The organism is Paenibacillus sp. FSL L8-0435 (genome assembly GCF_037965655.1).
GTDB lineage: Bacteria > Bacillota > Bacilli > Paenibacillales > Paenibacillaceae > Paenibacillus.
The window spans coordinates 3,542,964-3,569,417 of sequence record NZ_CP150185.1 but is presented as its reverse complement, the minus strand read 5'-3'; the positions used below and the strand labels follow the sequence as shown (position 1 = coordinate 3,569,417).

The 26,454-nt window shown below is 43.2% G+C and carries 19 protein-coding genes and 1 pseudogene; 1 reads left to right on the top strand and 19 read right to left on the bottom strand.

Translation table 11 applies throughout. From position 1 onward, the window contains the following. Window positions 1-16: 16 nt before the first annotated feature. The 13 genes from NST33_RS15495 to NST33_RS15435 all read right to left on the bottom strand — a co-directional run bounded on the left by NST33_RS15495 (window position 17) and on the right by NST33_RS15435 (window position 19,465). Complete coding sequence (locus NST33_RS15495; protein ID WP_221821263.1) at window positions 17-2,248, bottom strand: FAD-dependent oxidoreductase; 2,232 nt, start codon at window positions 2,246-2,248, stop codon at window positions 17-19. Window positions 2,249-2,344: 96 nt separating this feature from the next. Continuing rightward, a complete protein-coding gene (locus NST33_RS15490; RefSeq protein WP_339303895.1) occupies window positions 2,345-3,955 on the bottom strand; it encodes a response regulator in 1,611 nt (536 codons plus the stop codon). Beyond that, a complete protein-coding gene (locus NST33_RS15485; RefSeq protein WP_221821259.1) occupies window positions 3,955-5,694 on the bottom strand; it encodes a histidine kinase in 1,740 nt (579 codons plus the stop codon). Before NST33_RS15485 ends, NST33_RS15490 begins: the two co-directional genes overlap by 1 nt. A gap of 93 nt (window positions 5,695-5,787) precedes the next feature. Then, entirely contained in the window at window positions 5,788-7,365 is a 1,578-nt protein-coding gene (locus NST33_RS15480) for an extracellular solute-binding protein (protein ID WP_339303893.1), read from the bottom strand. 65 nt (window positions 7,366-7,430) lie between these two features. Beyond that, window positions 7,431-8,300: a carbohydrate ABC transporter permease gene (locus NST33_RS15475; protein WP_036615551.1), complete on the bottom strand. Its 870-nt coding sequence runs from the start codon at window positions 8,298-8,300 to the stop codon at window positions 7,431-7,433. 13 nt (window positions 8,301-8,313) lie between these two features. After that, window positions 8,314-9,261 carry an ABC transporter permease subunit gene (locus NST33_RS15470; RefSeq protein WP_036671347.1) on the bottom strand — a complete coding sequence of 316 codons (948 nt, stop codon included), beginning with the start codon at window positions 9,259-9,261 and terminating at the stop codon, window positions 8,314-8,316. A gap of 276 nt (window positions 9,262-9,537) precedes the next feature. Further along, a complete protein-coding gene (locus tag NST33_RS15465) occupies window positions 9,538-11,823 on the bottom strand; it encodes a DEAD/DEAH box helicase (protein WP_339303891.1) in 2,286 nt (761 codons plus the stop codon). A gap of 116 nt (window positions 11,824-11,939) precedes the next feature. Then, window positions 11,940-14,237: a stalk domain-containing protein gene (locus NST33_RS15460; RefSeq protein WP_221821251.1), complete on the bottom strand. Its 2,298-nt coding sequence runs from the start codon at window positions 14,235-14,237 to the stop codon at window positions 11,940-11,942. Window positions 14,238-14,496: 259 nt separating this feature from the next. Then, window positions 14,497-14,838 carry a YxeA family protein gene (locus tag NST33_RS15455; protein ID WP_339303888.1) on the bottom strand — a complete coding sequence of 114 codons (342 nt, stop codon included), beginning with the start codon at window positions 14,836-14,838 and terminating at the stop codon, window positions 14,497-14,499. Between the two features lie 23 nt (window positions 14,839-14,861). Beyond that, on the bottom strand, window positions 14,862-16,808 hold the full coding sequence (locus NST33_RS15450) for an FtsX-like permease family protein (RefSeq protein WP_339176712.1): 1,947 nt from the start codon (window positions 16,806-16,808) through the stop codon (window positions 14,862-14,864). Continuing rightward, on the bottom strand, window positions 16,795-17,580 hold the full coding sequence (locus NST33_RS15445) for an ABC transporter ATP-binding protein (RefSeq protein WP_221821246.1): 786 nt from the start codon (window positions 17,578-17,580) through the stop codon (window positions 16,795-16,797). Before NST33_RS15445 ends, NST33_RS15450 begins: the two co-directional genes overlap by 14 nt. Window positions 17,581-17,721: 141 nt before the next feature. Beyond that, complete coding sequence (locus tag NST33_RS15440; RefSeq protein ID WP_221821244.1) at window positions 17,722-18,768, bottom strand: sensor histidine kinase; 1,047 nt, start codon at window positions 18,766-18,768, stop codon at window positions 17,722-17,724. A gap of 13 nt (window positions 18,769-18,781) precedes the next feature. After that, window positions 18,782-19,465, bottom strand: coding sequence for a response regulator transcription factor (locus tag NST33_RS15435; protein WP_221821242.1), 684 nt, complete (start codon window positions 19,463-19,465; stop codon window positions 18,782-18,784). Between the two features lie 217 nt (window positions 19,466-19,682). Here NST33_RS15435 and NST33_RS15430 point away from each other — a divergent pair, with 217 nt between their 5' ends. Next, window positions 19,683-19,862 (top strand): H-type small acid-soluble spore protein, encoded by a 180-nt coding sequence (locus NST33_RS15430; protein WP_145325494.1) that lies wholly within the window; start codon window positions 19,683-19,685, stop codon window positions 19,860-19,862. 87 nt (window positions 19,863-19,949) lie between these two features. Here the strand turns inward: NST33_RS15430 and NST33_RS15425 are convergent. The 6 genes and pseudogenes from NST33_RS15425 to NST33_RS15400 form a co-directional block, all read right to left on the bottom strand. Further along, window positions 19,950-20,575, bottom strand: a pseudogene (locus NST33_RS15425) (spore coat protein). 727 nt (window positions 20,576-21,302) lie between these two features. Continuing rightward, the gene (locus NST33_RS15420) at window positions 21,303-22,517 is read right to left on the bottom strand and encodes a multidrug effflux MFS transporter (RefSeq protein ID WP_221821240.1); all 1,215 of its coding nucleotides are present in this window, start codon (window positions 22,515-22,517) and stop codon (window positions 21,303-21,305) included. Window positions 22,518-22,654: 137 nt separating this feature from the next. After that, entirely contained in the window at window positions 22,655-23,878 is a 1,224-nt protein-coding gene (locus NST33_RS15415; protein WP_221821238.1) for a macrolide family glycosyltransferase, read from the bottom strand. Window positions 23,879-23,948: 70 nt separating this feature from the next. After that, the gene (locus NST33_RS15410; RefSeq protein ID WP_339308573.1) at window positions 23,949-25,388 is read right to left on the bottom strand and encodes an MFS transporter; all 1,440 of its coding nucleotides are present in this window, start codon (window positions 25,386-25,388) and stop codon (window positions 23,949-23,951) included. Between the two features lie 81 nt (window positions 25,389-25,469). Then, a complete protein-coding gene (locus tag NST33_RS15405; protein ID WP_221821235.1) occupies window positions 25,470-25,796 on the bottom strand; it encodes a hypothetical protein in 327 nt (108 codons plus the stop codon). Between the two features lie 21 nt (window positions 25,797-25,817). Continuing rightward, window positions 25,818-26,177 carry an iron-sulfur cluster assembly accessory protein gene (locus tag NST33_RS15400; RefSeq protein WP_017688344.1) on the bottom strand — a complete coding sequence of 120 codons (360 nt, stop codon included), beginning with the start codon at window positions 26,175-26,177 and terminating at the stop codon, window positions 25,818-25,820. Window positions 26,178-26,454 lie beyond the last annotated feature (277 nt).

Here is a 26,454-nt window from a genome sequence, read left to right as displayed (position 1 = left end):
GTGACTTCACCCGCCCTCACCTAGCGTTTTTAGGAGCAAAAAGTTTTACAGCAAACACTTCATAATAAGGCGAACCATAGGTAGCACAAAAATCAAACCGGATTTGGGTTACACCTTGTGCATGCACCTGATGTTTGTTCAACGAAAGATAATTCCCGCGGAATTTAATTGCACTCTCGGTTCCATCCTCTAACGTTAGGGTCACATCATAATCTTGGATCAGTGGTTCGATTGGATCGTCGAAATGCTCCAAATTAAGCTGCGAATTGAAAACAAGATGGATTTCATCCAGATTCTTGGGGCTTGCAAAACCAAATTCCAACCATTCCTGTCCTTCCGTACGTTCCGAAATCCAGCCGTTCGGCAGACCATAAGGTCTGGAGAAGCCGTTGACGACATTCGCAGGATTATACATATTCTGGGATGGAATCAGCTCCTTGAAGCAAATGCTCTTATTAAGCTTCTTTAGCCTGGATGGCTCTTCCGGTCTATAAAGAAAGCTAACGGTTCCAGTCATTCTCTCTTCATTGCTGTGTACAGTAAGGCCCTCCGTACCTTCCAATACGATGTAGATTTTGTCGTCTGCTGGCTTCTTGCAGCGGAGGTCCAGTGTAATCCAGTCATCATGACCCGCTGAAATCACCAAATTGTAACCTTTCAGCTCGCTGGTGGGAATATAATTTTCCTTTCGATCCCCGCCAAACAGCTTCACATGCAACGTTTCCGAATACCCGGAACTATTTTTAATTTTGATCTGCACGCTTTCTGCTACGGATGTCTGGATCGGCAAGACCAAACATAACGCTTTTTCCAAGGAGATCTCTTCGGTTGGATGAAGTTGTTCATAGCTTCGCTGAGACGAGGCACGAATCGTTAATCCGTCAGCGAAATATGGATCCAACGGCTCTTGAAAGCCTACAATCGTTTGCCCGTCTCGAAGCAGCTGCGCCTGAAGTTCAACCATATGGGCTTTGACTATGTCCGCAGGGTCTGTATCATATTTTACGCATAACGCAGCAGCCGTTCCTACCGCCTGCCCCATACAACCACAAGTTGCCATGACCCTTGTAGACCCAAAAGCAACATGGGTAGCACTTATATTACGGCCAGCGAACATGAGATTAGGGATATTACGTGAAAACAAGCTGCGAAACGGGATATTATACAATCCCGGCACAAAATTCCACGCTGTGGCCGGTCCCTCATCGTAGATGCCTTTATTTGCATGCAGATCCATATACCAGCCTCCGACGGATACCGCATCTTCGAAATGAGGCTTTGCTGTAAGATCGTTCTGAGACAGCATGTGTTCCCCTATAAACCGTCTCGACTCTCGCTTTCCCGGAATCGGGCATACATAATCGAGAATGAGATTGTCTACATCATCAAACTCACCGCTATTTTTGATATAATCCCAGATCCCGTACACCAATTTCCGCAGTTCCAATGCGATGTCTTCATTATTCTTGATAATATCCATATGTCCGCCGTATTCCAGCCACCACAATCCGCCAAGCCCGTTAATTTTCCTTGGAAAAGACCGATGGTTTAATCCTTTTCTGATACTATCAAAAAACTCCAGCTTCGTAATATCATACGCAAAGCCAGGCTTTGTGTAAGGAACGGAATAGTTTACGTCACGGGCTTGAAACAGAATCGTATCACCCATGGTGTAATGATCCGCCACTTCTGGAGCGAGCTCCTCCTGGTATTCATGCTTCGCCTCTCTTCCCCATCGGAAGTGAGCACCTGCTTGGTATCCAACAATTCCATCCCCGGAGCAATCGATGTAGGTTGAGCTTTCAAAACGAAATTTTCTTTCGGAAGCCAATTGAAGGCCCTCCACCCATTTGATTCTGCCGTTCTCCATGCCTGTTTCATGCACACATGTATTCAGGAATAGAGAAATGTTGGGCTCATCATAAACCATGTCCAATAACACCGTATCCGAAAGTGAAAGCATAAGTTTCTTGTTGTATAACGGGTTGTAATGAAAGATCTTCAGTTTGAGTTCTTCCACCAACCCGCCCTCGCGAGCATAATAGGATGGACTGTTTCCGAGATATGCAGACCCATTGATATGAACTCTGACCTCACTGCTCGCATTTCCCCCAAGCACCGGCCGATCATTGATAAGTGAAACCTGCAGCCCTTGGCGTGCGGCAGCAATGGCAGCACATATCCCGGCAATTCCTCCACCTATGACGGTTACATCTGCTTTCATAAGCTCCATTTTGATAACCTCCATGATTAGATGCTCCTATCATGGTAATGGTTTTGGTCCCTTTATTTTTACAGGATTTCGCGAAAAAATCATACATTTTTTGCATCCTTATTTGGATTCCTAACGTGTCATTTTTATCCGATATTGCTTAGGCGTATCCCCCGTATATTCTTTAAACAGTTTGCAAAAATACCCTTCATTGACGATACCTACTTCCTCGCACAATTCCAATAAAGAATAATCCCGCCCGTTTAACAACTCGAGGGCGAGATGGATTTTTTTGCGATTAATGTAGCTGATCACGCCTTCGTTCATTGTTTTTTTGAATAAGCTGCTAAAATATGATGGCGCTAGATTCACTTCCTCCGCAATTGCTTCCAGCGTTAAGCGTTGTTTCAAGTTTGTCTCTATATAATGCATTGCACTCATAATTTCTGCACGATGTAACAGTTGGCCCGCATGCACGTATTCGAATGTGAAGTCGCCAATATAGGCGAGCTGCTCCTGAAAAGCCATAAATTCCATGGGGAAGTCTGGAACTTCCGTGGCCATCTTATTCCCCGATTTAAATTTCACGGTGATGTCTCTGTACAAGTCTCTAATCATTGGCGCCACGATGGACTTGTGGATTTTATGGTCCGTAACAAATTGCGACAGATCGGCAAGTGCATTGTCCAGCTCTTCCTTGGAAATCTTCCTCTTCAGGCGTATAAGAAAATCAGCCAGCTTCTGCTGAAAATCTGCTTTTTTGTCATTATGGTATTGGAACCGATGCATCGGTGTTTTTACAACTTTCTCGGTATGATAATAGAAATCCTCACTCACATTTTTTGCTTCCGTGTACGCCTGTTTGATCGATTCCCAGCCTCGGTGCGGACTTCCAAAAGCGACAGATACTCTTTTATTCAAATATTGATGCAAATGAGAGATGATCTGCCCTCCCAAGGATAGGCAAGCATATTCCGTTTCCATATCACTGCGGTTATTTTCCCAGGATAAAAAGCCAATAAAACGATTATCCGACAGATCCGCAGCTACCCCACTACTACCATTCATCACTGTTTCTTCGATGATATTTGTTATCGCATACTTCAAGATGTTTTGATCTGCGGCCGCGTATTCGTTTCGGAAACTTTCATACGTATTCATTTCAACGATGAAGCAGCAATAGTTGGATTGAAAGAAATGAAACTGCATGCGATTGGCAAAATCCGATGCCCGATGAGAAGGAATCTCCCCTCGGATCAATTCGTTAAAAAATTGCTTGCGGACTCTGTATTTATTTTCAAGCACGGATACGTTTAACGAGTGAAATTCCGCCTCTTTTTTCTCAAACTCATTTAAAATTCCGGCTGCCTTATCCAACGCTCGATTCAGATCCGCTTCCCTTAGCGGAACCTTTACAATGTACTCCAATACGTTGGCTTGAATCGCTCGCTGAGCGTATTCGAAGGATGAATAGGCGGTCAGCAGTATGTACTGGGTATGGGGGAGCTCCGGCTTGAGCTGCTCAATCATGGAGATTCCGTCCATTCGCGGCATTACAATATCGGATATGACAATATCCGGTTTAAGTTTTATGATCTCCTCGATCCCATTCAGCCCATTATTCGCTTTGCCCACTAGAACAAATCGTCTATCCCTATGAGAGAGTTCATTAAAAAACAATTCCAATCGTTGAATGATCAGGTCTTCATCGTCAACAATGAAGCAGGTATAGTCTCTCCCCATTATGCATCTCCTTTTGGCAATTCTGCCGGGAATACAGCGCGTATACGGGTTATTTCCTTAGGTATGCTATTGATTTGCAGTCCGAATTGATCTCCGTAGTGAAGTCTTATTCGACCATGAATATTATTCAGCCCAATTCTTTTTCTTTTTACTTCCTCTTCACTCGGTTCTGAGATTAAAATATGCTTTATTTGATCAGCTGGAATTCCCTCGCCTTGATCAACAACTTCGATGATAACAATACTGTCCTCCCTGTACGCATGAATCGTAATTGGCCCCTCAATTCCCCCTCCGTTGTAACCATGGAAGATACTATTCTCCACAAGGGGCTGCAGCAGCATTCGAAAAACTGGAAAATCCATCAGTCCTGCTTCGATATCTTCAACCAAGTGGAAGTTTCGGTTATACCGGATGTTCTGGATCTCGATATAGTCCGCTACATTGCGTAATTCCTGGCGTAGGGAAACCTTCTCAGAAGCATCGTCTACCCCGTACTCCAATAAAGAAATGAGCGACCCGATCACCACATCTACTTTCTCTATTTGTCCGAGACGTATCACATTGCTGATTGAACCAAGCGTGTTATACAGAAAATGTGGATTGATTTGAGACTGTAACACCTGGATTTCCAACTTCCGCTCAAGTTCATTATGATGCTCGGCTCGGCGAATAAGTTCAACAATCTGCTGAAGCATACGATCGAATGCCCGTGAAAGATCGCCAAACTCATCGTTTCGATTAATTGTTATAGTCGTTGTGAGGATGCCTTGTTCCACCTGCTTCATTTTTGTTTTGAGCGTATAGAGTGGTTTTCTTATATATTTTGCAACCAAAAAAGAAATGAACAAACTTAAAAGAAGACCTGCAGCGAGAAGCTCGAGGTAATAGGTTTCCAATCTGGACAACGCTGCTTTTAAGCGTGATTCATCGTTGATCGAGATGATGGTCCAGTTGAATTTCTCCGTTGGTTTTTTCAAAAGGGAGACCGGAATACCGTCGTTGGTAAACAGTTGAAGGTTTGTTTCTGTCGTATCCAGAATTTCTTCCGCTGACGTCTCCCCGATTGAAAAAGAATGATCTTGAATATTCATAGGTCCTTTATTTTCGGAAAATCCGGCAATGATCTTACCTGACGCAGTGATCAGAGCCAGATTCATTTGTTCCTGTTTATTAATCTTGAACAAGGTTTCTTCAATGGCATTTAGATCCAAATCAACCGCAATGGCCATAGGAAACGGAGTACCATTCAGATATCGAACCATCGTAACGGTCCAGCCGGAATACTTCGATTTGTAAGGTTCACTAACAAAGGTAGTCCTTCTATTCTTGTCAGCCGCATCAAATAAAGGTGCTCTTTCAGATAAAGGTTCATCAAATATTCGAGTAGGTGTACTTCCACCCAGAATGGATAAGTCGCTTTTGATCAAATAAATATTACTGACATAGATACTGTTGAGTTCATACAGCTCCCTTAATTGCTTTTTAATCACTTCGGTATTGTTAATGTTGGCTTTCACTGATGTTTCAACTGAGAAGAGAATCGTCTGGAAGGAGGAGAAATTAACAGTGAAATACTGGTCTACCTTGTCTAGTATTTGATTGGTGTAAAAAATGTCATTGGTTCTTATTTCCTTTTGCACATAGCGATAAGACAATTGGCTTATCAAGATGATGCACCCCAATACAAAGGCAAACACGATAAAAAATAATTTTAAAGGCAAGCTGATTCTTCTTCGCATCGATCATCTTCCTTTTAGTTCCGTTTTAAACTAAGAATAGCATATGCTAATAAAGAGAGGGGCTACGAATAGCCACTCTCTCTTCGTTTATTTTTACTTGATAAGGCCGGCTTCTTTAAATTGCTGGATTGCGGTTTCTTTATATTTCTGCATGTCAAACTTGGTATCCAGCGTCTGTAGGAAATTGTCCCAGTTGGAAAGAGGCTCTTTGCCCGTCATAAATTTAACTAAGCTTTCATTAATGAAACGTGTGCGGTCAGCATCCAAGGTATCGCTAGGGTCTGGGGTCAATAAATTTCCGGGCAGCGTTGGCCCCACATATTGCTGATTGTCCTTGAAAGCTTCCGCCGTCTTCGGATTCTGGAAACTGAAGTACTCCGCATCATCACCACGGCGTGGCATTCTATAATGATCGACCCACAGATACTTCTCTTTCATTTCCTTCGATAACTCGGAGGTTTTATTTTTGATCTTGCCGTCTACGACATCCCAATGAATCCCTTTGATACCGTATGCAAAGTTCGGATAGGCTTCTTCATCCGTAAAAAGATAATTTAGCATGGACAAGATCCGAATGATTTTATCCTCGTCCGCTTTTGCGGATATGGCCCATGAGTTGCCCTGGAACGATTTTCTCTCTACAATTTGATCCCCGTAAGGACCTTTCATCGGAGGGATAACGATCCATTCCGGCACCTCGCCACTAATTTCTTTCATTTTCTGTTGATAATCCGGCTCTAGTCTACGAGCATCTCTGATCATGAAGCCAACTCTACCCTTAAACATCTTTTGGTCCAACAGATCAGGCGAATTCATCGTCACCCAGTCCGGGTCAACCACCTTGGCTGCCATCATTTTATTAATGTAAGCAAGCGCCTCTTTCATTTTGGGGTCGATAAACAGAAATACCGGTTCATTATCTTTTATCTCAACGGCTGAAGGAGGATTGACGCCAAACATCCACATCAAGCTATCAAAGCCGTAGGTTTGCAGATTACCTTCTTTATTCATACCACCGATGAATCCGTACGTATCGTTTTTACCATTCCCGTCCGGGTCTTTCTCTGTAAAGGCTTTCATAACTTCGAACAGCTCGTCAGGTGTCGTTGGTACCTCCATATTCAACTTTTTCAGCCAATCGTTACGGATAAAGAAGCTTCGACTGATACCGTTTACATTATCATAGCCTGGAACTCCAATCGTTTTTCCTTGATAGGACATCGCCTCCCAGGAGTCGTTGCCAAACCGTTTCTGTAGTTCAGGGAATTGGTCCATATACGGTGTCAAATCCGCAAGAACACCTTGGTCGTAATATTGCGCGAGATCAGCACGACTTTTCAAGAAGATCAAGTCTGGAATATCCCCGCCTGCAATGAGTGTATTCAGTTTGGTTGTTGCTTGACCAGCCTGAGGAATCATCATCTCCAAGTCGATGTTCATCTCTTCTTCCAACATTTGGCGTTGAATATCTTCTTCACGTGGAGGTACCGGAGCAGCAGCATTAAAAGTGCCTTGGTTAAACATTGAGATTTTCATTTTGGTTGCAAACTGGCCTTGCGAATTACTCGAAGTTGTCGATGTAACTTCTTCATTTCCCCCACATCCTGACAATAGCGTCCCAAGTCCTAAGATTGCCGACAGAATAGCAAATGAAATCTTTTTACGCTGCATATTGACCTCTCCTTTGCTTGTATATTATCACGGTTTCCCCGTAATAAGTTAGGTTGGAACACTTTTTAACCTTTAACGGATCCCAGGAGTACACCTTTGGTAAAATGCTTTTGCAAAAATGGATAAACGATCAATATCGGAACTGTAGTTACAACAACTGTAGCCATCTGCACTGCGAACGTACTGACAGCCCCGGAATTGGCGAGCGAATCAGCGCTTTGAGTTGCAACGTTAAGCAGAATGTTGCGCAAAATCACTTGAAGTGGCATGTAGTTGGAATCATTGATATATACAATGGCATCAAAATAACTGTTCCAATGCCCGACTGCGTAAAATAAGGAAATGGTGGAAAGGACAGGTAAGGACAGGGGTAAAATGATCCGCCATAACGTCTGAAGTTCACTTGCACCGTCTACCCTCGCTGATTCCTCGATTTCACCAGGTAATTGCTCAAAAAAACCTTTGATGATCACCAGATTAAATGCACTAATGAGATTTGGAATGATCAATACCCAAGGACTGTTTAACAATCCCAAAGAGCGGATTAGTAAATAAGTCGGAATTAATCCCCCACTGAACATCATGGTAAACACAATGAAGAGTAAAAACGGACTTCTTCCGGGCAAATATTTTTTGGATAACGGGTAGGCCGCGATTACCGTAAAAAACACATTTAACGCAGTGCCTACAATCGTTCGAAATAACGTAATTTTATACGCCTGCCAGATCCCATGCGAGATGAATACTTCTTTATAGGCCAGAAAGGTAAAGGATTCTGGTATAATCACAATCCCTCTTCTTAATACTTCCGATTCTGGTGTTACGGAGACAGCAACCACATATAGAAAGGGCAGCACGCACAGTAGGGATAATATAATAAGAACTACATAAACGACGGTTTGCCAGACTTTTTCCCCGATTGTCATATGGATCATTCTAAAGACCACCTCACCAGATTTGCCCATCGAATTTTTTGGCGAGCTTATTCGCTGCCAACACTAAAGCAAATCCGATGACAGCTTTAAACAATCCTACAGCCGTAGCCAAGCCAATCTTAAGACGTTCCAACCCTTCGCGGTATACCCATGTGTCGATAATATCGATCTTCTCCTGGTTAAAGGTGTTGGCAAACATGAATATTTGGTCAAAACCCGCATCCAGGATATGGCTTAATTTAAGAATCAGCATCAGAATAATGACTCCTCGAATACCAGGTAACGTGATATGCCAGAGCTGTCTCCATTTGGATGCACCATCCATTCGAGCCGCTTCATACAAGCTTGGATCGATTCCTGCCAAGGCGGCAAGGTACAAAATCGCCCCCCATCCAATATCCTTCCATACTTCAGATAAGATGATCAACATTCTGCCCCAGGCAGGTTCGGTTAGAAACGAGATGGGTTCAACACCAAAATCCTTCAAAATCATGTTAAAGAGACCATCGCCAGGGGCTAGTAAGGCTACCATAATTCCATACACGATGACCCATGATAGAAAATGAGGCAAATAAGTGATGGTCTGTACGATTTTCTTAAACCATTGGCTATACACTTCATTGAGGAGTAAAGCAAGTACGATGGGCGCGGAGAAACCGAACAATAGCTTATACAGCGATATAACAATCGTATTTTTCATGATGTCCCAGAAATAAACGCCGTTCATAAAATCGGTAAAATTTTTGAATCCCACCCATGGGCTATCCCATAGTCCCAAAGCCAGGTTGTAGTTTTTAAAAGCAATCATGATTCCCGCCATAGGAATGTATTTGAATACCGCAAAGTAAATTAAAGCTGGTAATAAGAGAGCATACATCACTTTGTGCTTTTGTATCGTCCTTATCCATGTCTTTCGCTTTTTGGAGATGGGAATGGCGTCCGCTGCCAATTTTGCTTGCATTTCATCACCTCGTCTTTGTTTGTATTTGTATAATAGCACCCGCCTATCGGATAAATTTCTGAAATATCAAGAATTTCTTATAAGATTTTAAGGAAGTGTGCTTGGGTTCGTTCCAACAGCTAATCCCAGCAGGTGAGACAAGAACTTTTCTACTAAAATAAAAAAAAGCCGCTATAATAGCGACTTTCAAATGCCGTATTTATACTTCTCCCCAAAAAATCTCAGTTCACAATCGAATTCAACAATTATTGTTCATCGATCGTCACGCTCCCATCACTATTTTGACATCCTATATACTGGCTTCAGTAATAGCTTCAAAATCTTACTGCCCCAAAAAGCAAATACCGTCGTTCCGGTCCATGAGCTGCGCTTATCTTGGCTGTACTGATCGTTGATCATATAGGTCCGAGTCGAAATAGGACTCTTCAGACCGAACTGTTCCCATTTCTCGGGATCATTCGAACCTCCAAGTTTTCTAAGCATATTTGCCGACTCATGATCTATTTTAGCCGGAATTCGCTCGAATGCTTGGGTGATTTGCGTATGAAACTCGTCGATTGGGTTACGACTGGTAATGCTCTCGAGATGAATGCTTTCACGAATGTAAGAAACGTATGCGAGATGGTCAGCCCAGAACTCGTCGATATAAAAAAGCCGTACTCGCCGCTCCGATGGACTCATCAGTCTCTCAGCTTTCAAAATTCCGAGCCGTTCTTCATATAGAATTCGCCTCTGATCCTCCACCATATCCGAATAACAGTTCAATTCCCGCTGAATATCGAAGTTTTGACCTATAATAACGCGCTGGATATGCTCGATTTTGCTGCGGAGCGCAGGTTCATCAAGAACCTCGTCCTGCCTAGGAGCGTGAAACAGTTTATGAATGCCAAAGCGAAGCATCAACTCGTCCTCCAGGCTAATATAAAATACGGAGGACCCAGGGTCACCTTGGCGTCCGCAACGTCCGCGCAACTGATCATCAATCCGCATGCTTTCGTTCACATATGTACCTATCACGTATAATCCGCCCAGTTTGGCAACCACTTCTGCCTGAGCGGGATTACCACCGCCGAGACGAATGTCGACGCCGCGCCCTGCCATATTCGTAGATACCGTTACCGCGCCTATTTCTCCCGCTTTAGCGATGATTTCGGCTTCTTTTGCATCGTTTTTGGCATTCAGAACCTGGCAAGGTACACCAGCAGCGGCAAGCGCCTTCGCCAGCATATCAGATTCCTCGACGCTTGACGTACCAATAAGAATGGGGCGTCCCATCCTATGGACCGAAGAGATTTCTTGTACAAGCGCCTTATATTTGGCTTCTTTATGGGTGTAAATTCGGTGTTTGTGGTCGATCCGTATGTTTGGCTGGTTTGGCGGGATCTGCACGACTTGTAACGCATAGATATCCTCAAATTCCATTGCTGAAGCGTGCGCCGTAGCCGTCATTCCGCAAATTCCCGAATACAGGCTAATGAAATGTTGAATCGTGATCGTACCGAGAATTCTCCCACCGGCCTTCCACTGCAACCCTTCTTTTGCCATCAGCGCAGCTTGCAACCCGTCCGGCAAATACCTGTTCTCGGCCACACGGCCGGTGTGTTCTTCGATTAGCTCGATTCCACCGTCCCGGACGATGTAATCAACGTCTTTTTTTAATAACGATTCCACATGCAGCGCACAATTCAATGAAGTTAACCAATGACTGTTATGGCTATCGTACAAGTTGCCGCATCCCAGCAGCAACTCCGCTTTTGCAGCACCCGCTTCATTCAAGTAAACGTTCCGCTGGAACTCGTCAAAATCGTAATGCTCTCCTTGCCGCAGCTGCCGGGCCACTTCTGCGAAAAGAACGCCATCACTCTTGGAAGCACTCGAATCGCCACTAATGACTAACGGCACCCGTGCTTCATCAAGAAGCAATGAATCTGCTTCGTCTACGATGACGTAATGGAAAGGACGGTGTACGGTATCCGCTTCATTGAATGCTATTGTGTCACGCAAATAATCAAACCCTGCTTCTTTAGCCGTAACATAGGTTATGTCCTTGGCGTAAGCTTCCCGTTTATCAAACAGACTCATGCCCGCTTGAACCGAGCTTACCGTTAACCCGAGGAAGCGAAAGATCGGGCCCATCCACGCTGCATCTCGATTTGCCAGGTAGTCGTTAAAAGTAAGCACATGAACACCTTTGCCTGTCAATGCGTTGAGATAAGCAGGCATAACAGCAGAGAGTGTTTTTCCTTCACCGGTATGCTGCTCGATCAAAAATCTTTCGTGCAAAGCAATCGCAGCCATAATCTGGACATCGTAAGGGCGTAATCCGAGTGTTCTCTTCGCAGCCTCGCAGACTAAAGCATAAGCATCAACAAGCAGATCATCCAAAGGCTTGCCTGATCTTGCTTCTTCTTGCAGCCGAAGAGATTCCGCTTGCAGGTGCTGATCATCCCAAACTTCCAAGTTCCGTTTCCTGATAAGCTCCACTTTGTCTCGATAATCCTTCAACAAACGCCGGTTATCTCGCTCTTTGAATTCACGTATCAACTTGACGACTACATTCATCGGAATTTGATTCCTCCTTAGTAGAAATAAGTTGTGAAAAGAAAAGACTCCATATGGAGTCTTTTTTGTCGATGATTAAAGTGCCACCAAACCATTCGTTATAAGAGAAACCTACATTACTTCTCCGATGGGAGTGGTGTAAAGAGCAGATTGACCGGCAGGTTGCTTCCTGGTGCGGCAGAGAATAGAATGGTTACGCTCTCTCCAGTTGAACCGGTGCGGTAAAGCACGCTTTGTTCACTTGAATTGGCAACCGCAACGTTACCTTCGGCAATCGATACCAACTGATTGTTCACCAGAGCTACTCCGGAGTACTTCCCTCCACGAGGGTTAAAGGAGATAAGTGTACGCGGTGCAACATTGGTCAGCGTGATTTTGTACAATACGCCGAAATTACCCGCATTGGATGCGTCTGTGTATGCCATTGGATCTGTTCCTACCAGATTGGGATCGCTTGAATTGTCACCAAGTGGCAGACGGGCAGGTTTGATTCCCACGTGCTCATCGTATTTTATAATGCGAGTCGCATTCGGGTACGTACCACGGTTGTGCACTCCGTCACGATCAAGCACAGGTAGCAATGGCAGAGCCTCGAACGGATCTTTATTTTCTTCCACCAGGATAACGTTATAGTCTAAGGAATAATCACTATAAGCGTCCGAATAGAGAGAGATTACTTGTCCTTCTTTCATCGGCGTTTTATTAAGTTCTGTCAAAATCAGTTTGCTTTCCCCAGGTTGAAGGTACTCTTTCTTTTGATCCGCTCCAGTCTGAATCGACTTGAACCATTTATCAATAGACAATTTCCCAGCTACGGTAGCATACGGTGTAGGTCCGGCAAAGCCCATATTCTGTTGTTCAAATACGGCTGGATTCGGATTGTTATTGGTTGCAATCACATACATTTTTACTCTTTTGCCTGTATTGTTCACGTGGTGAATCATGAAACGGGTCTGCCCCGAAGATGATTCTTTATATACAATGCCTTCCGTATTCACAGTTTCCGGACTGTTACTGCGGATCAGCAAACTTGGCTCATCCATGTACGTATAAGGCACTTTCTCCATCGTAGTCACTTCGCCGCCATTAAAGGTGAATTTCTGTCCTACCGGCGTGAAGAGTAAATTAAAATCGGTAAATGAATATAAGGTCTCATTGGTTATGGTGATGACTTTGGAGTACGTGTTCGTAGCACCGTGATTGTCAGTTACCGTAAGAGTCACCGTTTTTGGACCCGGTTCAAAGAACGCAAGTGAATTGTTCTCCCACGCCGCTTTAACAATATTATTTTCATCATCTGTACTTTGGTCTGTGTATGTTATTTTTTCGCCCATTTTATACTCTTCTTTATCCGTGGCGAACATGGCTACAGGAGGAAGATTAGGAGCCAAAACTTCAATCGTAGTTGAATAGGGATCGCTCCATTGACCATTGGAATCCTGTACTTGATATGAAATCGTATATGTACCTGCTTGATCAAATGAATCCTGGCGACCAGTCCAGCGTTCGTCAACGATATCCATTCCATTAGGTGAACTGGAAGAAGTCACGTAGTCTACTTGATCACCCGCAAAAATTTCCTTTTGGGAAATGGTAAAGCTTGCAACAGGTTTTGTATTAAGATTCAACACAACCGTTTTAGCCGACTGATTCACTTTATAGGTGATGTTCAGAGCTTGAGTAATGGAAGTTAACGGCACCATGAATGTACTTTTTTGCTGATAAGCAGGGCCTTTCATCGTTCTGGTCTCTCCATTTACCGTATAGTCCTTGCTGTTAGTTTTGAATCGGAGTTCATCTTCACCACTAATAATGATGGTTTCCTTGGTTTTGTTATCATATTTGACGCCATATCCCACACGGTCAACCAGCGCACGGATTGCAACATAGGATACACCGTTTTTTACAGCCATTGGCTGTCCAGCAAGATACGTTTTTCCATCCTGCTCCATTTTGTTGCTATTCATGTACAACGTCAGATTTCCACCTGCTGCTGCAGGAGACGTCCCATCAATGGATGGTTGCTCTATTTGAGCAGGTGTAGCTGGCGTTTCCTCCTCAGGTGCTTCCTCTTGAGCCACAGGTTTCGTACCCGTTTCGTTTGCAGTGGTCTCTCCCACATCCAATGCAGGTTTCTCGCTATCTGTTTTAGGTGTTGCCTCAGTGCCGGTTGAGGTTTGAGTGTCCTTGGCTTCAGTGGGCGGAGTATTGGTAGATTTGTTGTTGCTCTCCGTCTTCACTTCACGCTCTGCAATCGGCTGCTCTTGCTTTAACACCTCAACTGATTCTACATTGGCCGTGTTTACTGACGCGGAGTCACCTTGCGGTGCTGATTGCGCATTCACAGAACCGACTGCAAATGCTTGAAAAACGGCTAAAGCGGTAAAAATGGATAATTTCTTCTTCATATTCATGTGTTGTCTTTGGCTCCTTCTACTCTCTAGTAATGTATAACCCCTCAAAAAGTATTAGACGCTAGATTTAGGAAAAAGTTTCTAATTGAATTGTAAATTATGGATGGTGCAGCAATTTCGAATGATATAAACAAAAGTTACGTACAGTAAAAAGTCGCCAAAGAGGCGACTTCGAATACAAATATTCTAACAAAACCCAAATGGTAACTCTTCTTCTATGAGATGATGCTGGTCGTACTCCCCCAATTCAATCCCATTTTCAATGAAAGAAATTACTTGGCATCTCTTCCTTTTGTATTAATGTCCATTGTTTCGTATAGGCTCCCTTGGCAAGTACTTTCACATATGTGTCCTGTTCCAATTCTTTACTTGACGAGAAAGTGACCTTTGTTTCCTCCCCTTGTGCTGTGTAACCGGTCAGATTATATCTGTACCGGATCCATTCATTTTTATCTTCCTTCTCGGCTGGTTTATTAATTAAAGCATAAACATATTGCTCCTTATACAATGGGTTGAATTGATCAAACTCACGTTTGAATGTTACATATAGACCTGAGCAAACTACTACTACAATTAATATAAAAATAAATTTTTTCTTCATACATGCACCTCCTGAAAATAGTCTTACAACATCGCATGTTTAACAATTTTCCGATAGTAACCCAGTGTGAAGAGAGCGAATAGAAAATAGATGGATGCATACGCTCCTATCGAAATAATTGTTGGAGCAGTAATGTCCGAAATAATGATGATTGAAGCCGCTTTTACTGCGAAGATTGAATGCAGTACACCAATCAATAGAGGGAGAAGAAACACAACCATCTGCTTTCGCACAATGCCCTTCATAATCATCTTCTCTTCAAATCCGAGCTGGCGCAGTGTCTTGAAGCTCTGTTTCTCCTGCTCGGCCTCAGTCATTTGTTTGAAATACAGGATGCTGCCGGTAGAGGCGAGAAAGGCGAGTCCGAGAAAGGCAGCGATAAAAATTAATAATCCGGAAATCTCAAGTGTCTGTCTATATCGTGAATAGAAATCGGTCGTAAAATATTCGTCAAGATTATATTTCTGGTAAAGGGAGGAAGCTAAAGCAAGCTCACTTTTGTCTGGAATACGATAGGTATCTATGTGTACTCTCTCGTAATCGGCAGTGCTGGACATGCTATCCTCAATTTCTCTTAACGTTTTTTCAGACACCAAAATCTGATTTCCAGATATATCGGAATTCACAAGATTCTCGACAACTAGTTCTTTCAACGGATAACTAACTGTCTGTCCCTCTGATATCAGTTCAATTTTCGTCGGGTAACGCTTTGAGAAATCACTGTCGTCAAATGCAGTCTGTGCAGATACACTGTATTCTACAGCTTCACCGTGTGAAGGCACCGATAGCTTTTTATCTGCCCTTTGAAGCTGTTCAGCTGGAAGCCACAACAAGTTTCTCTCCTCGATATGGCTGGATTCATCAAGTGGATTAAGAATAACACCCTTAGTCCGGACGGCCTCGATGGACAGGTAGCTGAAGTTAATTCCTTCCCGCTCAAGCTCGGTTACGAACGATTGTGCATCCGACTGCCTATTCTCAAATGAAAAATCATATGGAATCTCCATGCGGACCGTATTCTCGGTGGAGTAATACACAGAATACGCCATGGTAACCAGAGTTATGGTTAAAGCAGACAACACTGTAATCAAGGTGAGCGAGTTGGCATTACCTTTCATCCGGTGCATCAGCGGAGCAAGTGACAAACTATTATACAAGCCAAGATGACCATTTTTTCGTTTGCGAATCCATGAGAACCACCATTTGATCGTCACACGAAACAATATATATGTTCCTGTAATCGTAGATAAAAGCACCAGGAATGCATTTAAGATTAATTGTTCATCTACCATCCGACCCGATAATTCATAGCCGTAGCCAAGAAGTACAATACCAAGCACGGCATAAATAGCCGTAAGAATAGATGCAAGGATAGTTGGAGGCTGGCTGGATAAGTCAGGCTGCTGATCTGCTTGAAATAGATGTAACAGTGTACTGCGATATATCATGAATATCATTTGTAAGGAAGTAATAACAACGACGAGAACAAAGACTTTTACCGTATCAAAGGCTGCGAGTAACGAAAAGTCAATGGCAGGCATCCCATCCAAACGGAGCAATTTCATTAGAATGAGGACAAACAAACGTGATACCAATGCTCCACAGATAATTCCAGCGATGAGTGCACCTAAACCGAGTAGTACATTCTCAATGATTAAATAGCGGGCTACCCAGCCCTTGGATAGACCGATGAGCTGATATAATCCGATCTCACGGCTGCGCCGGCGTAGAAAAATTTGGTTAGATGATATAGTAAAGATTACAATAATCCCAATGAGCAGAATTGCTGCAGACTGAAAAGCGATTAGAAATTTGTCGCTTGATTCCAACATGGACTGAACTTGCTGATCGTGTAACAAGGAAGCGAAGACAAAGAACAGACTCATACTGAAAATCAGCGCGAAGAAATACAAGTAGTAATGTTTCACATTTTGCCGCATGCTGCGAAGTGCTAATTCAAATACTGTCAATGTGGTCGCCCCCTAAAACAGCCTGCACATCGATGATTTCTTTGAAGAACGACTGTCTGGATTTCTCTCCCTTGTACAGTTCGGAATATATCTTTCCGTCTTTTAGGAACACCACACGATTACAGTAACTGGATGCGACTGGATCATGCGTAACCATGATAATCGTGACCTTTCTTTTCCGGTTCACCTCCTCCATTACTGATAACAGTGATGAAGCGGATTTGGAATCGAGTGCACCAGTAGGCTCATCTGCAAAGATGATGGAAGGCTGATGTATGAGGGCCCGCCCAGCAGCAGTGCGTTGTTTTTGACCCCCTGATATTTCGAATGGGTATTTTTGCGAAAGTTCCTGAATCCCTAACACGTCGGCAATCGCTGTGAACTCGTTTTCTGCCTGCTGTTTGCTTTTTTTGCTAAGTGATATAGGTAAGAGGATATTTTCCTTTACCGTCAATGTGTCAAGAAGATTATAGTCCTGGAAGATGAATCCAAGCTTGTTTCGACGAAATGCAGAAAGAGCCGTATTGTTCATGGTAGAGATATCTTCATCTTCGATTAAGATTGTGCCATCTGTTGTCCGGTCAATCGTGGCAAGTACGTTAAGCAATGTTGTCTTCCCCGAACCGGACGGACCCATAATTCCTACAAATTCTTTACGGAGAACACGTAAATCTATTCCCTTTAATACCTGTTGGGCACCACCTTTTGAACCATATGATTTGTGGACGTTTCGAGCGTGTAAAACCGTTTCTTGTTCATTCCATTCATCCATGTTGAACCTCCCAAAAATGATTGTAGCTTAAGTGTACGTTGATCTCCCCTACTTGTCGTACGTTCTGGGTGACGAGTTGATTAGGTAGATGACAAATTTGTCATGTTCACAAAAAAAACAGTCAAGAATAATCTTGGCTGTTTATAGTGGGATATTTTCCTCTTGAGTTCTTCTAACCATTTCGAATGCATTGGGATCCGTAAAGGTGATCCGCATCGTCGTCCCTTGCCTCTGATCCGCTAGGACATGAAGTGCAATGCCCATTTTCCCTGCTACAGTTTGGGCAAGATAGAGCCCAAGTCCGGTAGCGGCATTGTGAATTCTTCCATTCTCGCCTGTGAATCCTTTGTCAAAGATACGTGGTAGGTCATGCGGTTGTATCCCCGGACCTTCGTCAATTAAATCTAGGATAATGTTCTCTTTTTCAGACATCACTGTCATGAATGTAATCGCCTTGCCGGATGGACTGTATTTAATGGCATTGGTTAATAACTGCCGAAGGATGAAGCGGCACCATTTGCGATCCGTAACGACCATGACATCATTTCCTTCGATGCTGACTGCCAAATTTTTTTCCATACACCATGGAGCCAATTCCCGGATTTCTTCTGCCGCAAGACGATGTAACGAAACTCGTTCAAGCACAAAGTCTGATTCCAAGGCAGGAAGACGTGTCATATACAACTGACGGTCTATGAGAAGATGGATCCTCAGCCATTCTGATTCAATTCTACTTAGATCCGGATCACTCGGTCGTGCGTCCAGAATCAGTTTCATAGCAGTAAGAGGCGTTTTAACCTCATGAATCCAGGAGGCAGTGAAGTCGTTCTCGATCAGTTGGACTTCCTTATCATGAGATAACTTGCGGTTGAACTGATAAAAGGCCTCTCGTAATACATCGTTCGTTATACTATCGAGTTCATGCTCAGGTTCCGGAAGACTCTCCATCCAATCCGAGGCCATGACTTCTTGCAGCTCGAGGAGCGCTGCTGCATATTTGGTTTCTTTCTTGTAACGCCATAGAAAAAATACAAGAAATATAATTATATACAGACCATTTAAATATAGGAGAGATGTCAATTCTACATGGATTCCCTGCTCAATAAGGATAAGTACATCGGTCAGACCTAGCAAGCTAACAAAAAGCAGGATCCAGCTTTTTCTTGTTCTGATGTAACGGATTAACATGCGGCTATACCCCCTATAAAGTGACGGCCATATAACCCATCCCTTTCTTTGTGACAATCGCATCCGAGAGTCCAAGTGGTTCTAATTTCTGCCTTAGCCGGGTGATATTAGCTGTAAGGGTATTATCGTTTACGAACTGCTCGTCCTCCCATAGCTTACGGATCAAGTCATGACGGGAGATAATGACATTATTAGCTTTCACGAGCGCAATCAACAAGAAGAATTCATTTTTGGTCAGGTCTGCTTCCTCGTCTGATTTTCGGATAACACCTCGCTTCAGATCAACTAAGGCACCATTCCATTCGAGAATATCTGTCTGGCCTTCCCCATAAGCATAAGTTCTGCGAAGAAGCGCCTGGATTTTGGCATATAGCACATTCGTATGAAAGGGTTTTTGTACAAAGTCATCCGCACCCATATTAAGTGCCATGACCATATCCAAAGGGTGATCACGGGAAGATAGAAAAATGATAGGTACCTCGGATACCGAACGGATTTCTCTGCACCAATGAAAACCATCATACTTAGGGAGCGTAATGTCCATGATAATAAGATGTGGTTGTTGATCCTGAAATGACCGCATGACTTCATGAAAATCATCAGGTCTTGTAACCTGTAAAGCCCATGCTTCCAGTCCTTTTTTCAACGCTTCAAATAATGCATTATCATCTTCAACTACAAATATATTAAACTCCATAGAAGTAAACCTCCTCGTAATCTTTCAATGATGTAAATGCTATATTCTTTTCAACAAGAATAATAACATGTACTGTCGGGGAATGCTTACTCCACCAATCTTTCTCTACAAACTTTGCATAAACTTGCACGGTTTGGTGCATTGTAGTGATGCAGAGTTTTAAAAACCTCACCGTCTTGTTGATCAACAAATGACCATTCGGGATAAGGAGAACGTTATGAACAAACAAAGAGCGATCGAAATATCTGAATCGACCATTATGAAAAAGGTAACTTATCAGGATACCCCTATCTTTATCCAGCATGTCAATGAGGATGAAACGGCCCGAATCTATCCGGTCGGAGACTCAGAGCAGGAAATGACAGTTCCTTTGTCCAGTTTGACTGAACATCCTTAGTATAGATGACGGCTTTCATTGCAGACCTGTTTCAAAATGGTAACAAATAAAACGCCGTATCTCGAAATGAGATACGGCGCTTCATTTTTAGTGGGGAAGGTTACCAGGGATTTGCGGCTGAAGCGGTGCAGGAGCATATCCATTTTGCATTTGCTGCATATCTTGCTGGGCAAGCTGTGGTACTTGGTAGAAGCCATTCTTATTTTGATAAATCGAGATCTCATATGCCATTTCAATACAGTTTGGTAAGGAATCCGCAAGCACACGGCGTACAACAGGATTCGTTGTTTCCAATGCTGCTGTTGTTTTCATTACAGCCCTGATTTTACTGCATTTAACATACTAAGAGAGATGCTTTGGTCGCATATCTCACCTGCAGTTTGCATTGGCTTTTTCGGTTGGCTTGGTTTCATGCCATAAGTAAAATCGTTACCCTGATTCATTTTATAACTTTGAGTCGGTTTGGAAGGATCCTGACCGGTTTTAAAACATTCCAATGTAATGTTATATTCATCCGTCATAAATTGCTTCTGACGTTGTAAAATATCCCGAAGCTCCGGATCTTTTACATGTTCACTCATCATGGTATACGTATTCATGGTATTGATCGCTCCTGCCAATACTTCATGGACATCAAACATTTCATGCCCGCCATGGTTCAGTTGAGGTGGAACAGTACCTGTTTCAATGTTTTGATGGTTTTGCAGTTGCATTTTTGTATTTCCTCCTATTAATTGTTTCCTGCAAATGGTGGCTCTTTCTATCCGCAGTCTGTGGTTATTATGAATTTCATGGACCCAATATATTCAGATTAATTTTTATTTTTTTACGTCTCGTTCACAGTACCTTTTATAGGCGCATGCATAGGCTAACACATAACTTTAGGAGGGATTCATGTGTATACTTACGAACCAAATCGACAAAACCATCATCTCGCTTGGCACGAAACGATGGAACTTCACGAATTGACAGCCTTTCAGAGCAATCAGTTAACACATTTTAAATTAGTATTGAATGACGTAAAGAACCAGGACCTCCACACACTCTATATGGAAGCCATTAGTTGTTTTAAATTTGAATAGCTCGTGTCAAACCCTGTGTCCCTACAAAAACACATCTCTAACAAGAAGCATGTATGACATCCTATAGTTCTTGTAATAGTACATCTATCAATAAAGTTCGGAACGCAATACAGGGCGTTGGCCTCGTATTCAGTGCCTTCACGCATGGAAGCAGCCAATAGCGATTTTAAGGTCGAAAAAAATGCTACGCTAACTAGCTCTTACCCGCTCATAACCAGCCAATTGAGGATCGAGCCCAGACCTGGAAATCTATCTGCAAAGCAGATCGGCTCATTGAATTTAATATACTTCATAATGCCAAAAAAGCCGATTCCAATCTGGAATCGACCTTTTGCTACTTCTAATCTAAAAGTTAGGATCAGTCTGGGCATGTTTTGGTTGATGTGAGATTTTTTTTAACAAGCAGAAAATAAGTAACAATGGCAATGATACTGGTCATTAATAAAGTGAGTCCTAACGGGACGGCAGTGTCCTCACCTGCGATGCCGACCAGAGGAGCAACCAGTGCACCCAGAAGAAAAGGAACAACGCCGAGCAGTGCTGCTGCACTTCCGGCCATCTTAGCTTGACTCTCCATGGCCAGCGGGAATGCCGCTGTAGACGTAATGCCGATCGAGCAAACAAAGAAGAACAACGGAATAACCAAAGCAAAAAGCGGACCATGAGCAAGGGTTACGACCAAAGCAGCAACACTTGCTATTATAGCAAGCCACAGCCCGGATAATAGAAGCGTCTGCTCAGGGATACGTTTGGCCAATCGACCCACGATTTGAGATCCGATGATCAAGCTGATGCCGTTCGAAGCAAACAGTATAGCAAATACTGTGGGTGTGACTCCATATATATTTTGGTAAATAAATGGTGTTCCCGCCACATAAGCAAAAACCCCTGCTGTCATGATTCCCTGTGCCAGCATGTAACCAACAAACTTGCGGTCACGCAGAAGCATTCTGTAATTACCCAATTGCTGTTTGAAGTCAGGAACCATACGTCTTTCGACGGGGTGTGTTTCTTTTAAGCTCCACTTGGTCATGATTAATAAGAAAATCCCCAAGAATGAAAGGCAGATAAATACGCCAATCCATGTTGTGAATGAAAGAACCCCACTTCCCGCGATGGGAGCTGCCAGAGGCCCCAAATTCCCTACAAGCAACAGCAAAGAGAAAAATTTAGTGAGTTCATGTCCACTATATAGATCTCTAGCTATCGCACGGGAAATGACAATGCCAGCCGAAGCCGCAAATCCTTGCGTGAAACGAAACAAAATCAATAGTCCGATATTCGGAGCAAAAGCACAGGCCAAGGAACATATAATATAGGCTGCCATACAGATCAATAATGGTCTACGTCTACCGTACGCGTCACTCAAAGGACCCATAACGAGTTGTCCTACACCCAGTCCTAATAAACAAGCAGTAAGGCTGAATTGTACAAGTGATGCCGTTGTATTCATATTTTGTGCAATCTCCGGAAAAGCCGGTAAATACATATCAATCGTAAATGGACCTAATGTAGAAAATAAACCTAGTAGTATTGCGAGTCCAAAAACATTCCAATTCGTGCTCTTCGCCATAATAAATAAAATCTCCAATTCCTTATATAATTTGCAAGACTAATCGAGTATAAGACATAGAGTTAACTGTAGGTCAAGTCTTGAGACCATTAAAACCAAAAAAAGCCGCTTATTAAGCGACTTTGAATGGAAAACCATTAAATTGTGTAACTTCCCCGGCCTGAACCCATATGACTCATGATCATTTCGGCAGCTCGCTTGTAACCGCCAGCCTGCCTTAAAGATTCGCCAATGAGGTAAGCCTGCCGTCTATAAAGTGAATTGTGTAGTACTTCTGTTAATGCCTCTCTCAAGTTAGTTGCACTAAGGTTATGTTTATTTAAAGTAATACCCGCGCCCAACTCCTGTACCCGATTGGCGACAAGAGGCTGATCCGATGTTAATGGAATCATCACCATCGGAACGTTGTAATATAACGCCTCACTTGTGCTGTTCATTCCAGCATGTGTGATAAAAACATCGGTATGCTGCAGCATGTCCAACTGGGCAATGTATGGCTTGACGATAAAATTAGGAGGTATTTGATCAGCCAGCGGCTCCATATCCGTGTATTTTCCCGAAGATAAAACAACATTCACGGGTAGATCCCCTAATGCTTCAAAGCAAAGCTGATAGAAATCCAAGTTTTTATTTAAAATCGTACCCATAGCAATGTACACGGTTTGCGGGTATCGTTCACGAAGCAACTCAAACGAGAAGCCCGGTGCATCTTGCCGTGTTATGATCGAAGGACCCGTGAAAATAAAACGATCGTCCAGCTTTTCTGCCTGCGGCTGAAAATAACGGCTGGTGTACACGAGCTTTAACTGACCTGCATGTGCTGGAATCTCTTCTATGGCTGGAATACTCACTTGAAACTCTTCGGCTAACTCCGTTGTGATCTTCATCGTAGCCTCATAAAGCTCCTTCGTCTCCGTCTCATTCAGAACTGAGCTAGACCCGAGAGGCTCCACAAAAGCAAAGGACGCAATCGAGCACACCGCAGGAATTCCCAGTTTTTCTGCAAGAATAGTCCCTCCCCATCCCATCAGGGAATCAAAGATCATATAATCGAACTTTTGATCCTCTATCACCTGCATTACATTGGGGATGATTCTCCGGATAATACCGCTTACCATCATATAAATGAATTGATAAGGATGCTTGTATTCCTGGGGTTTCAACACCGGATCATGAGAGAAGGCATCTTGTGGAAACGGATAGGTAATGATCTGGGCACCGGTTTGTTCAATTCGGGAACGGTACTCCTCCGTGCACACATAGATGACTTCCTCACCATTGTCTATCAACTGAGTAACTAATCCTAACGATGGATTCACATGTCCTTCAGCTGGAGTAATGACTACTAATACACGTGCCATCTTACCCACCTCCCAATGCAATTAGTCCCCCCGTTCTTCGTGATGTATTTAACGACGCGGTCGTCATCCGTTACATGGAGACGTTATCCTTCACTTGGTTGAATGGATGATGTTCTTGATGAACGAGTTTGGTAATTCGTAGTGATGCCAAGAAACTTAACAAGACCCATAATAATTGCAGTGTTAACACGATCAAAACACCTGTCGATATGCCCCACTGTAACGTTTCAGACAAGGCAATTAGAGCGCCACCAACGCCAATGCTTACTCCCATGTAGAAGGAATCCACAAATTGCAGATTCGCGGACATTTCTCCCTCTTTCCTGGGCAAGGCATGTTGTAAAGCAATGGCTGCTGTTGTAGGGTTGGCCAATCCAACACCGAACCCTGTAATCATTTGTGAGAGAAGGATGAGTATAATCCCGCCGTCCGTCAAAATAAGAGCCAGGATCACAAGTACAGTTCCAACGATCATAATCCCAATGCCCGTCATGACCCTACCCTTTCGGGCACGACCTTGATCTCGTGCATCAAGCTTGGCTTGCAACCACGCTGCGGCGGACCAACTCAGAGAACCTGCTGCTACGATGAGGCCAGCAAGGTCAGCCGCTAACCCCTTCACTTCGGTTAGCGCCAAGATCACAAAACTTTCCGTTGTAAAATAACAAGCAACATATAGACCCCTCGTTACCAAAGTAGCAGGCAATCCTTTTTTTACCGAAAAAGTGCCCACAGGCAGCAATTTACGCATTGGTGTGATCATGACGGCTAATCCAGCCAAAGTGAGTACTATACCTTTCCAATCGGTTATCATACCAAGTCCTGTGAGTAACAGCCCCGTTCCAACGGCAAGCAGAATCGCATACATAATCTTTGAGTCGGTTGCTCGCGCTGGACCTGACAGATCTTGCTGAAGCTGCAAATGACGGAAAGAACGGAATGTGAGACTGAGCGCTATTCCAATCAAGGGTAAAACGATCCAGAAAACATATCGCCACGAGATGTAGGAAGCTATAAGGCCTGCTGCATAAGGTCCGATTAAGGTAGGCAGGACAAATGCCATGGAGAATGCGGCCAGGATTTGAGTACGAAGTGTATCTGGATAATGTAACGTCACACAGGTATAAACACATGTGATCAGGCCCCCTGCTCCAAAACCTTGAAGGGCTCTTCCGGCAATAAGCATGTGCATATCGAAAGAAATAGCGGAGACCACAGTTCCTAACACAAAAACACTAAAAGATATCAGCATGGATGTAAAAACGCCGCGCTTGTCAATCTGCTGACCCATAACCAAAGTTCCAATAAGCTGAGATAACAAAAATGCGCTGAAGATCCAACCGTATAAATGAATACCATCTAAACTTTGTGCCATTTTCGCGGCAATCGTTGTGATAGCCAGTCCTTCAAAAGCTACGGTTGCCAGAACCAGCATAATCCCAATTGTAGGCGCCCTGTACTGAGCATCAAAAATCCCAATCTGATTGTTGTTTGTCTTCCACACCTCCATAATTTGATGGATATTATGGTAAAATAAACCTTTTTACTCCCTGAATATACATGAAGTGTTATACTTTGTAAAGTTAAATGTTTAAAAAGTAAGACCATGATTTAGAATAGGATTCCCATGTTTAATAGGAGATTTTGCTTGAAAATATGCCATGTTCATTACAGTCAATTTGGAGAGTTCATCCTCCAGGATCCAGGCATCTGTTTTTTCAACAAAGAAATGAAATCCTCCAATGGATTGAACCAGTGCGGGATCGACCGGTGTAGCACTCGCATTGATGCCAATTGTAAAAGCATCGGAGCCTCCTCCGACATATTTTGCGTAAATCCTTACATATTGGTCCTCTTCCAATTCCCATTCATTCTTAAATGAATCGATTGCTTGTTCAGATACTACAAATGAGATCATTGCTCTGCACTCTTTCCTTCATTAATCACATTTTTTCACTTCGCCACGATAATTGGCCATTCTGAAACTGGCCCCGCATCCACATGAAACTTTGGCATTTGGATTATTCATGGTGAATCCGCCTAACATTCCGCTCTCTTCATAGTCAATCTCAAGCCCATCAATATATGGAATACTGTTTGCGTGAACCAATATTTTAAATTGCTTTTTATTTAACACAATGTCTTCTTCTGCCTGCTGTTCATCCACGATAAGGGTATAAGACAAACCACTGCATCCCCCTTCATCAACGCCTACTCTAAGAAAGGCATTTTGGATATCCGCACTTGATAAGATCTCAACGATTTTGTCCGATGCTGTATCACTGACCTCAATGATCATCTTTATTCCTCCCGGTGGTATCATTTTGAAATTTGGTATCCCAGTCCATTAGACAGGGTATGAATGCTGCAAGAGCAGCTCCTTTTGGCGTAAGTTCATAAATAATTTGTGTAGGGCGTGTCCGTATTGTTCTTTTGACCAAATGATCATCTTGAAGACCCTTTAAACGTCTGGAGAGGATCATTTCGGAAATGGAAGGAATGTTATCGAATATTTCACCGAATCTCTTCGGGCCTTGAGACAGAGCACATAAAATATGGATCGTCCATTTCGTTCC

What these genes read in the sequence shown, in the direction of transcription:
- NST33_RS15465 (WP_339303891.1), bottom strand. Translation starts at nt 11,823, where the DNA reads ATGAATGTAGTCGTCAAGTTGATACGTGAATTCAAAGAGCGAGATAAC.
- NST33_RS15440 (WP_221821244.1), bottom strand. Translation starts at nt 18,768, where the DNA reads ATGTTAATCCGTTACATCAGAACAAGAAAAAGCTGGATCCTGCTTTTT.
- NST33_RS15435 (WP_221821242.1), bottom strand. Translation starts at nt 19,465, where the DNA reads ATGGAGTTTAATATATTTGTAGTTGAAGATGATAATGCATTATTTGAA.
- NST33_RS15480 (WP_339303893.1), bottom strand. Translation starts at nt 7,365, where the DNA reads ATGCAGCGTAAAAAGATTTCATTTGCTATTCTGTCGGCAATCTTAGGA.
- NST33_RS15410 (WP_339308573.1), bottom strand. Translation starts at nt 25,388, where the DNA reads ATGGAGGTGTGGAAGACAAACAACAATCAGATTGGGATTTTTGATGCT.
- NST33_RS15400 (WP_017688344.1), bottom strand. Translation starts at nt 26,177, where the DNA reads ATGATCATTGAGGTCAGTGATACAGCATCGGACAAAATCGTTGAGATC.
- NST33_RS15490 (WP_339303895.1), bottom strand. Translation starts at nt 3,955, where the DNA reads ATGGGGAGAGACTATACCTGCTTCATTGTTGACGATGAAGACCTGATC.
- NST33_RS15405 (WP_221821235.1), bottom strand. Translation starts at nt 25,796, where the DNA reads ATGATCTCATTTGTAGTATCTGAACAAGCAATCGATTCATTTAAGAAT.
- NST33_RS15460 (WP_221821251.1), bottom strand. Translation starts at nt 14,237, where the DNA reads ATGAATATGAAGAAGAAATTATCCATTTTTACCGCTTTAGCCGTTTTT.
- NST33_RS15470 (WP_036671347.1), bottom strand. Translation starts at nt 9,261, where the DNA reads ATGCAAGCAAAATTGGCAGCGGACGCCATTCCCATCTCCAAAAAGCGA.
- NST33_RS15455 (WP_339303888.1), bottom strand. Translation starts at nt 14,838, where the DNA reads ATGAAGAAAAAATTTATTTTTATATTAATTGTAGTAGTAGTTTGCTCA.
- NST33_RS15445 (WP_221821246.1), bottom strand. Translation starts at nt 17,580, where the DNA reads ATGGATGAATGGAATGAACAAGAAACGGTTTTACACGCTCGAAACGTC.
- NST33_RS15430 (WP_145325494.1), top strand. Translation starts at nt 19,683, where the DNA reads ATGAACAAACAAAGAGCGATCGAAATATCTGAATCGACCATTATGAAA.
- NST33_RS15495 (WP_221821263.1), bottom strand. Translation starts at nt 2,248, where the DNA reads ATGGAGGTTATCAAAATGGAGCTTATGAAAGCAGATGTAACCGTCATA.
- NST33_RS15420 (WP_221821240.1), bottom strand. Translation starts at nt 22,517, where the DNA reads ATGGCGAAGAGCACGAATTGGAATGTTTTTGGACTCGCAATACTACTA.
- NST33_RS15485 (WP_221821259.1), bottom strand. Translation starts at nt 5,694, where the DNA reads ATGCGAAGAAGAATCAGCTTGCCTTTAAAATTATTTTTTATCGTGTTT.
- NST33_RS15415 (WP_221821238.1), bottom strand. Translation starts at nt 23,878, where the DNA reads ATGGCACGTGTATTAGTAGTCATTACTCCAGCTGAAGGACATGTGAAT.
- NST33_RS15475 (WP_036615551.1), bottom strand. Translation starts at nt 8,300, where the DNA reads ATGATCCATATGACAATCGGGGAAAAAGTCTGGCAAACCGTCGTTTAT.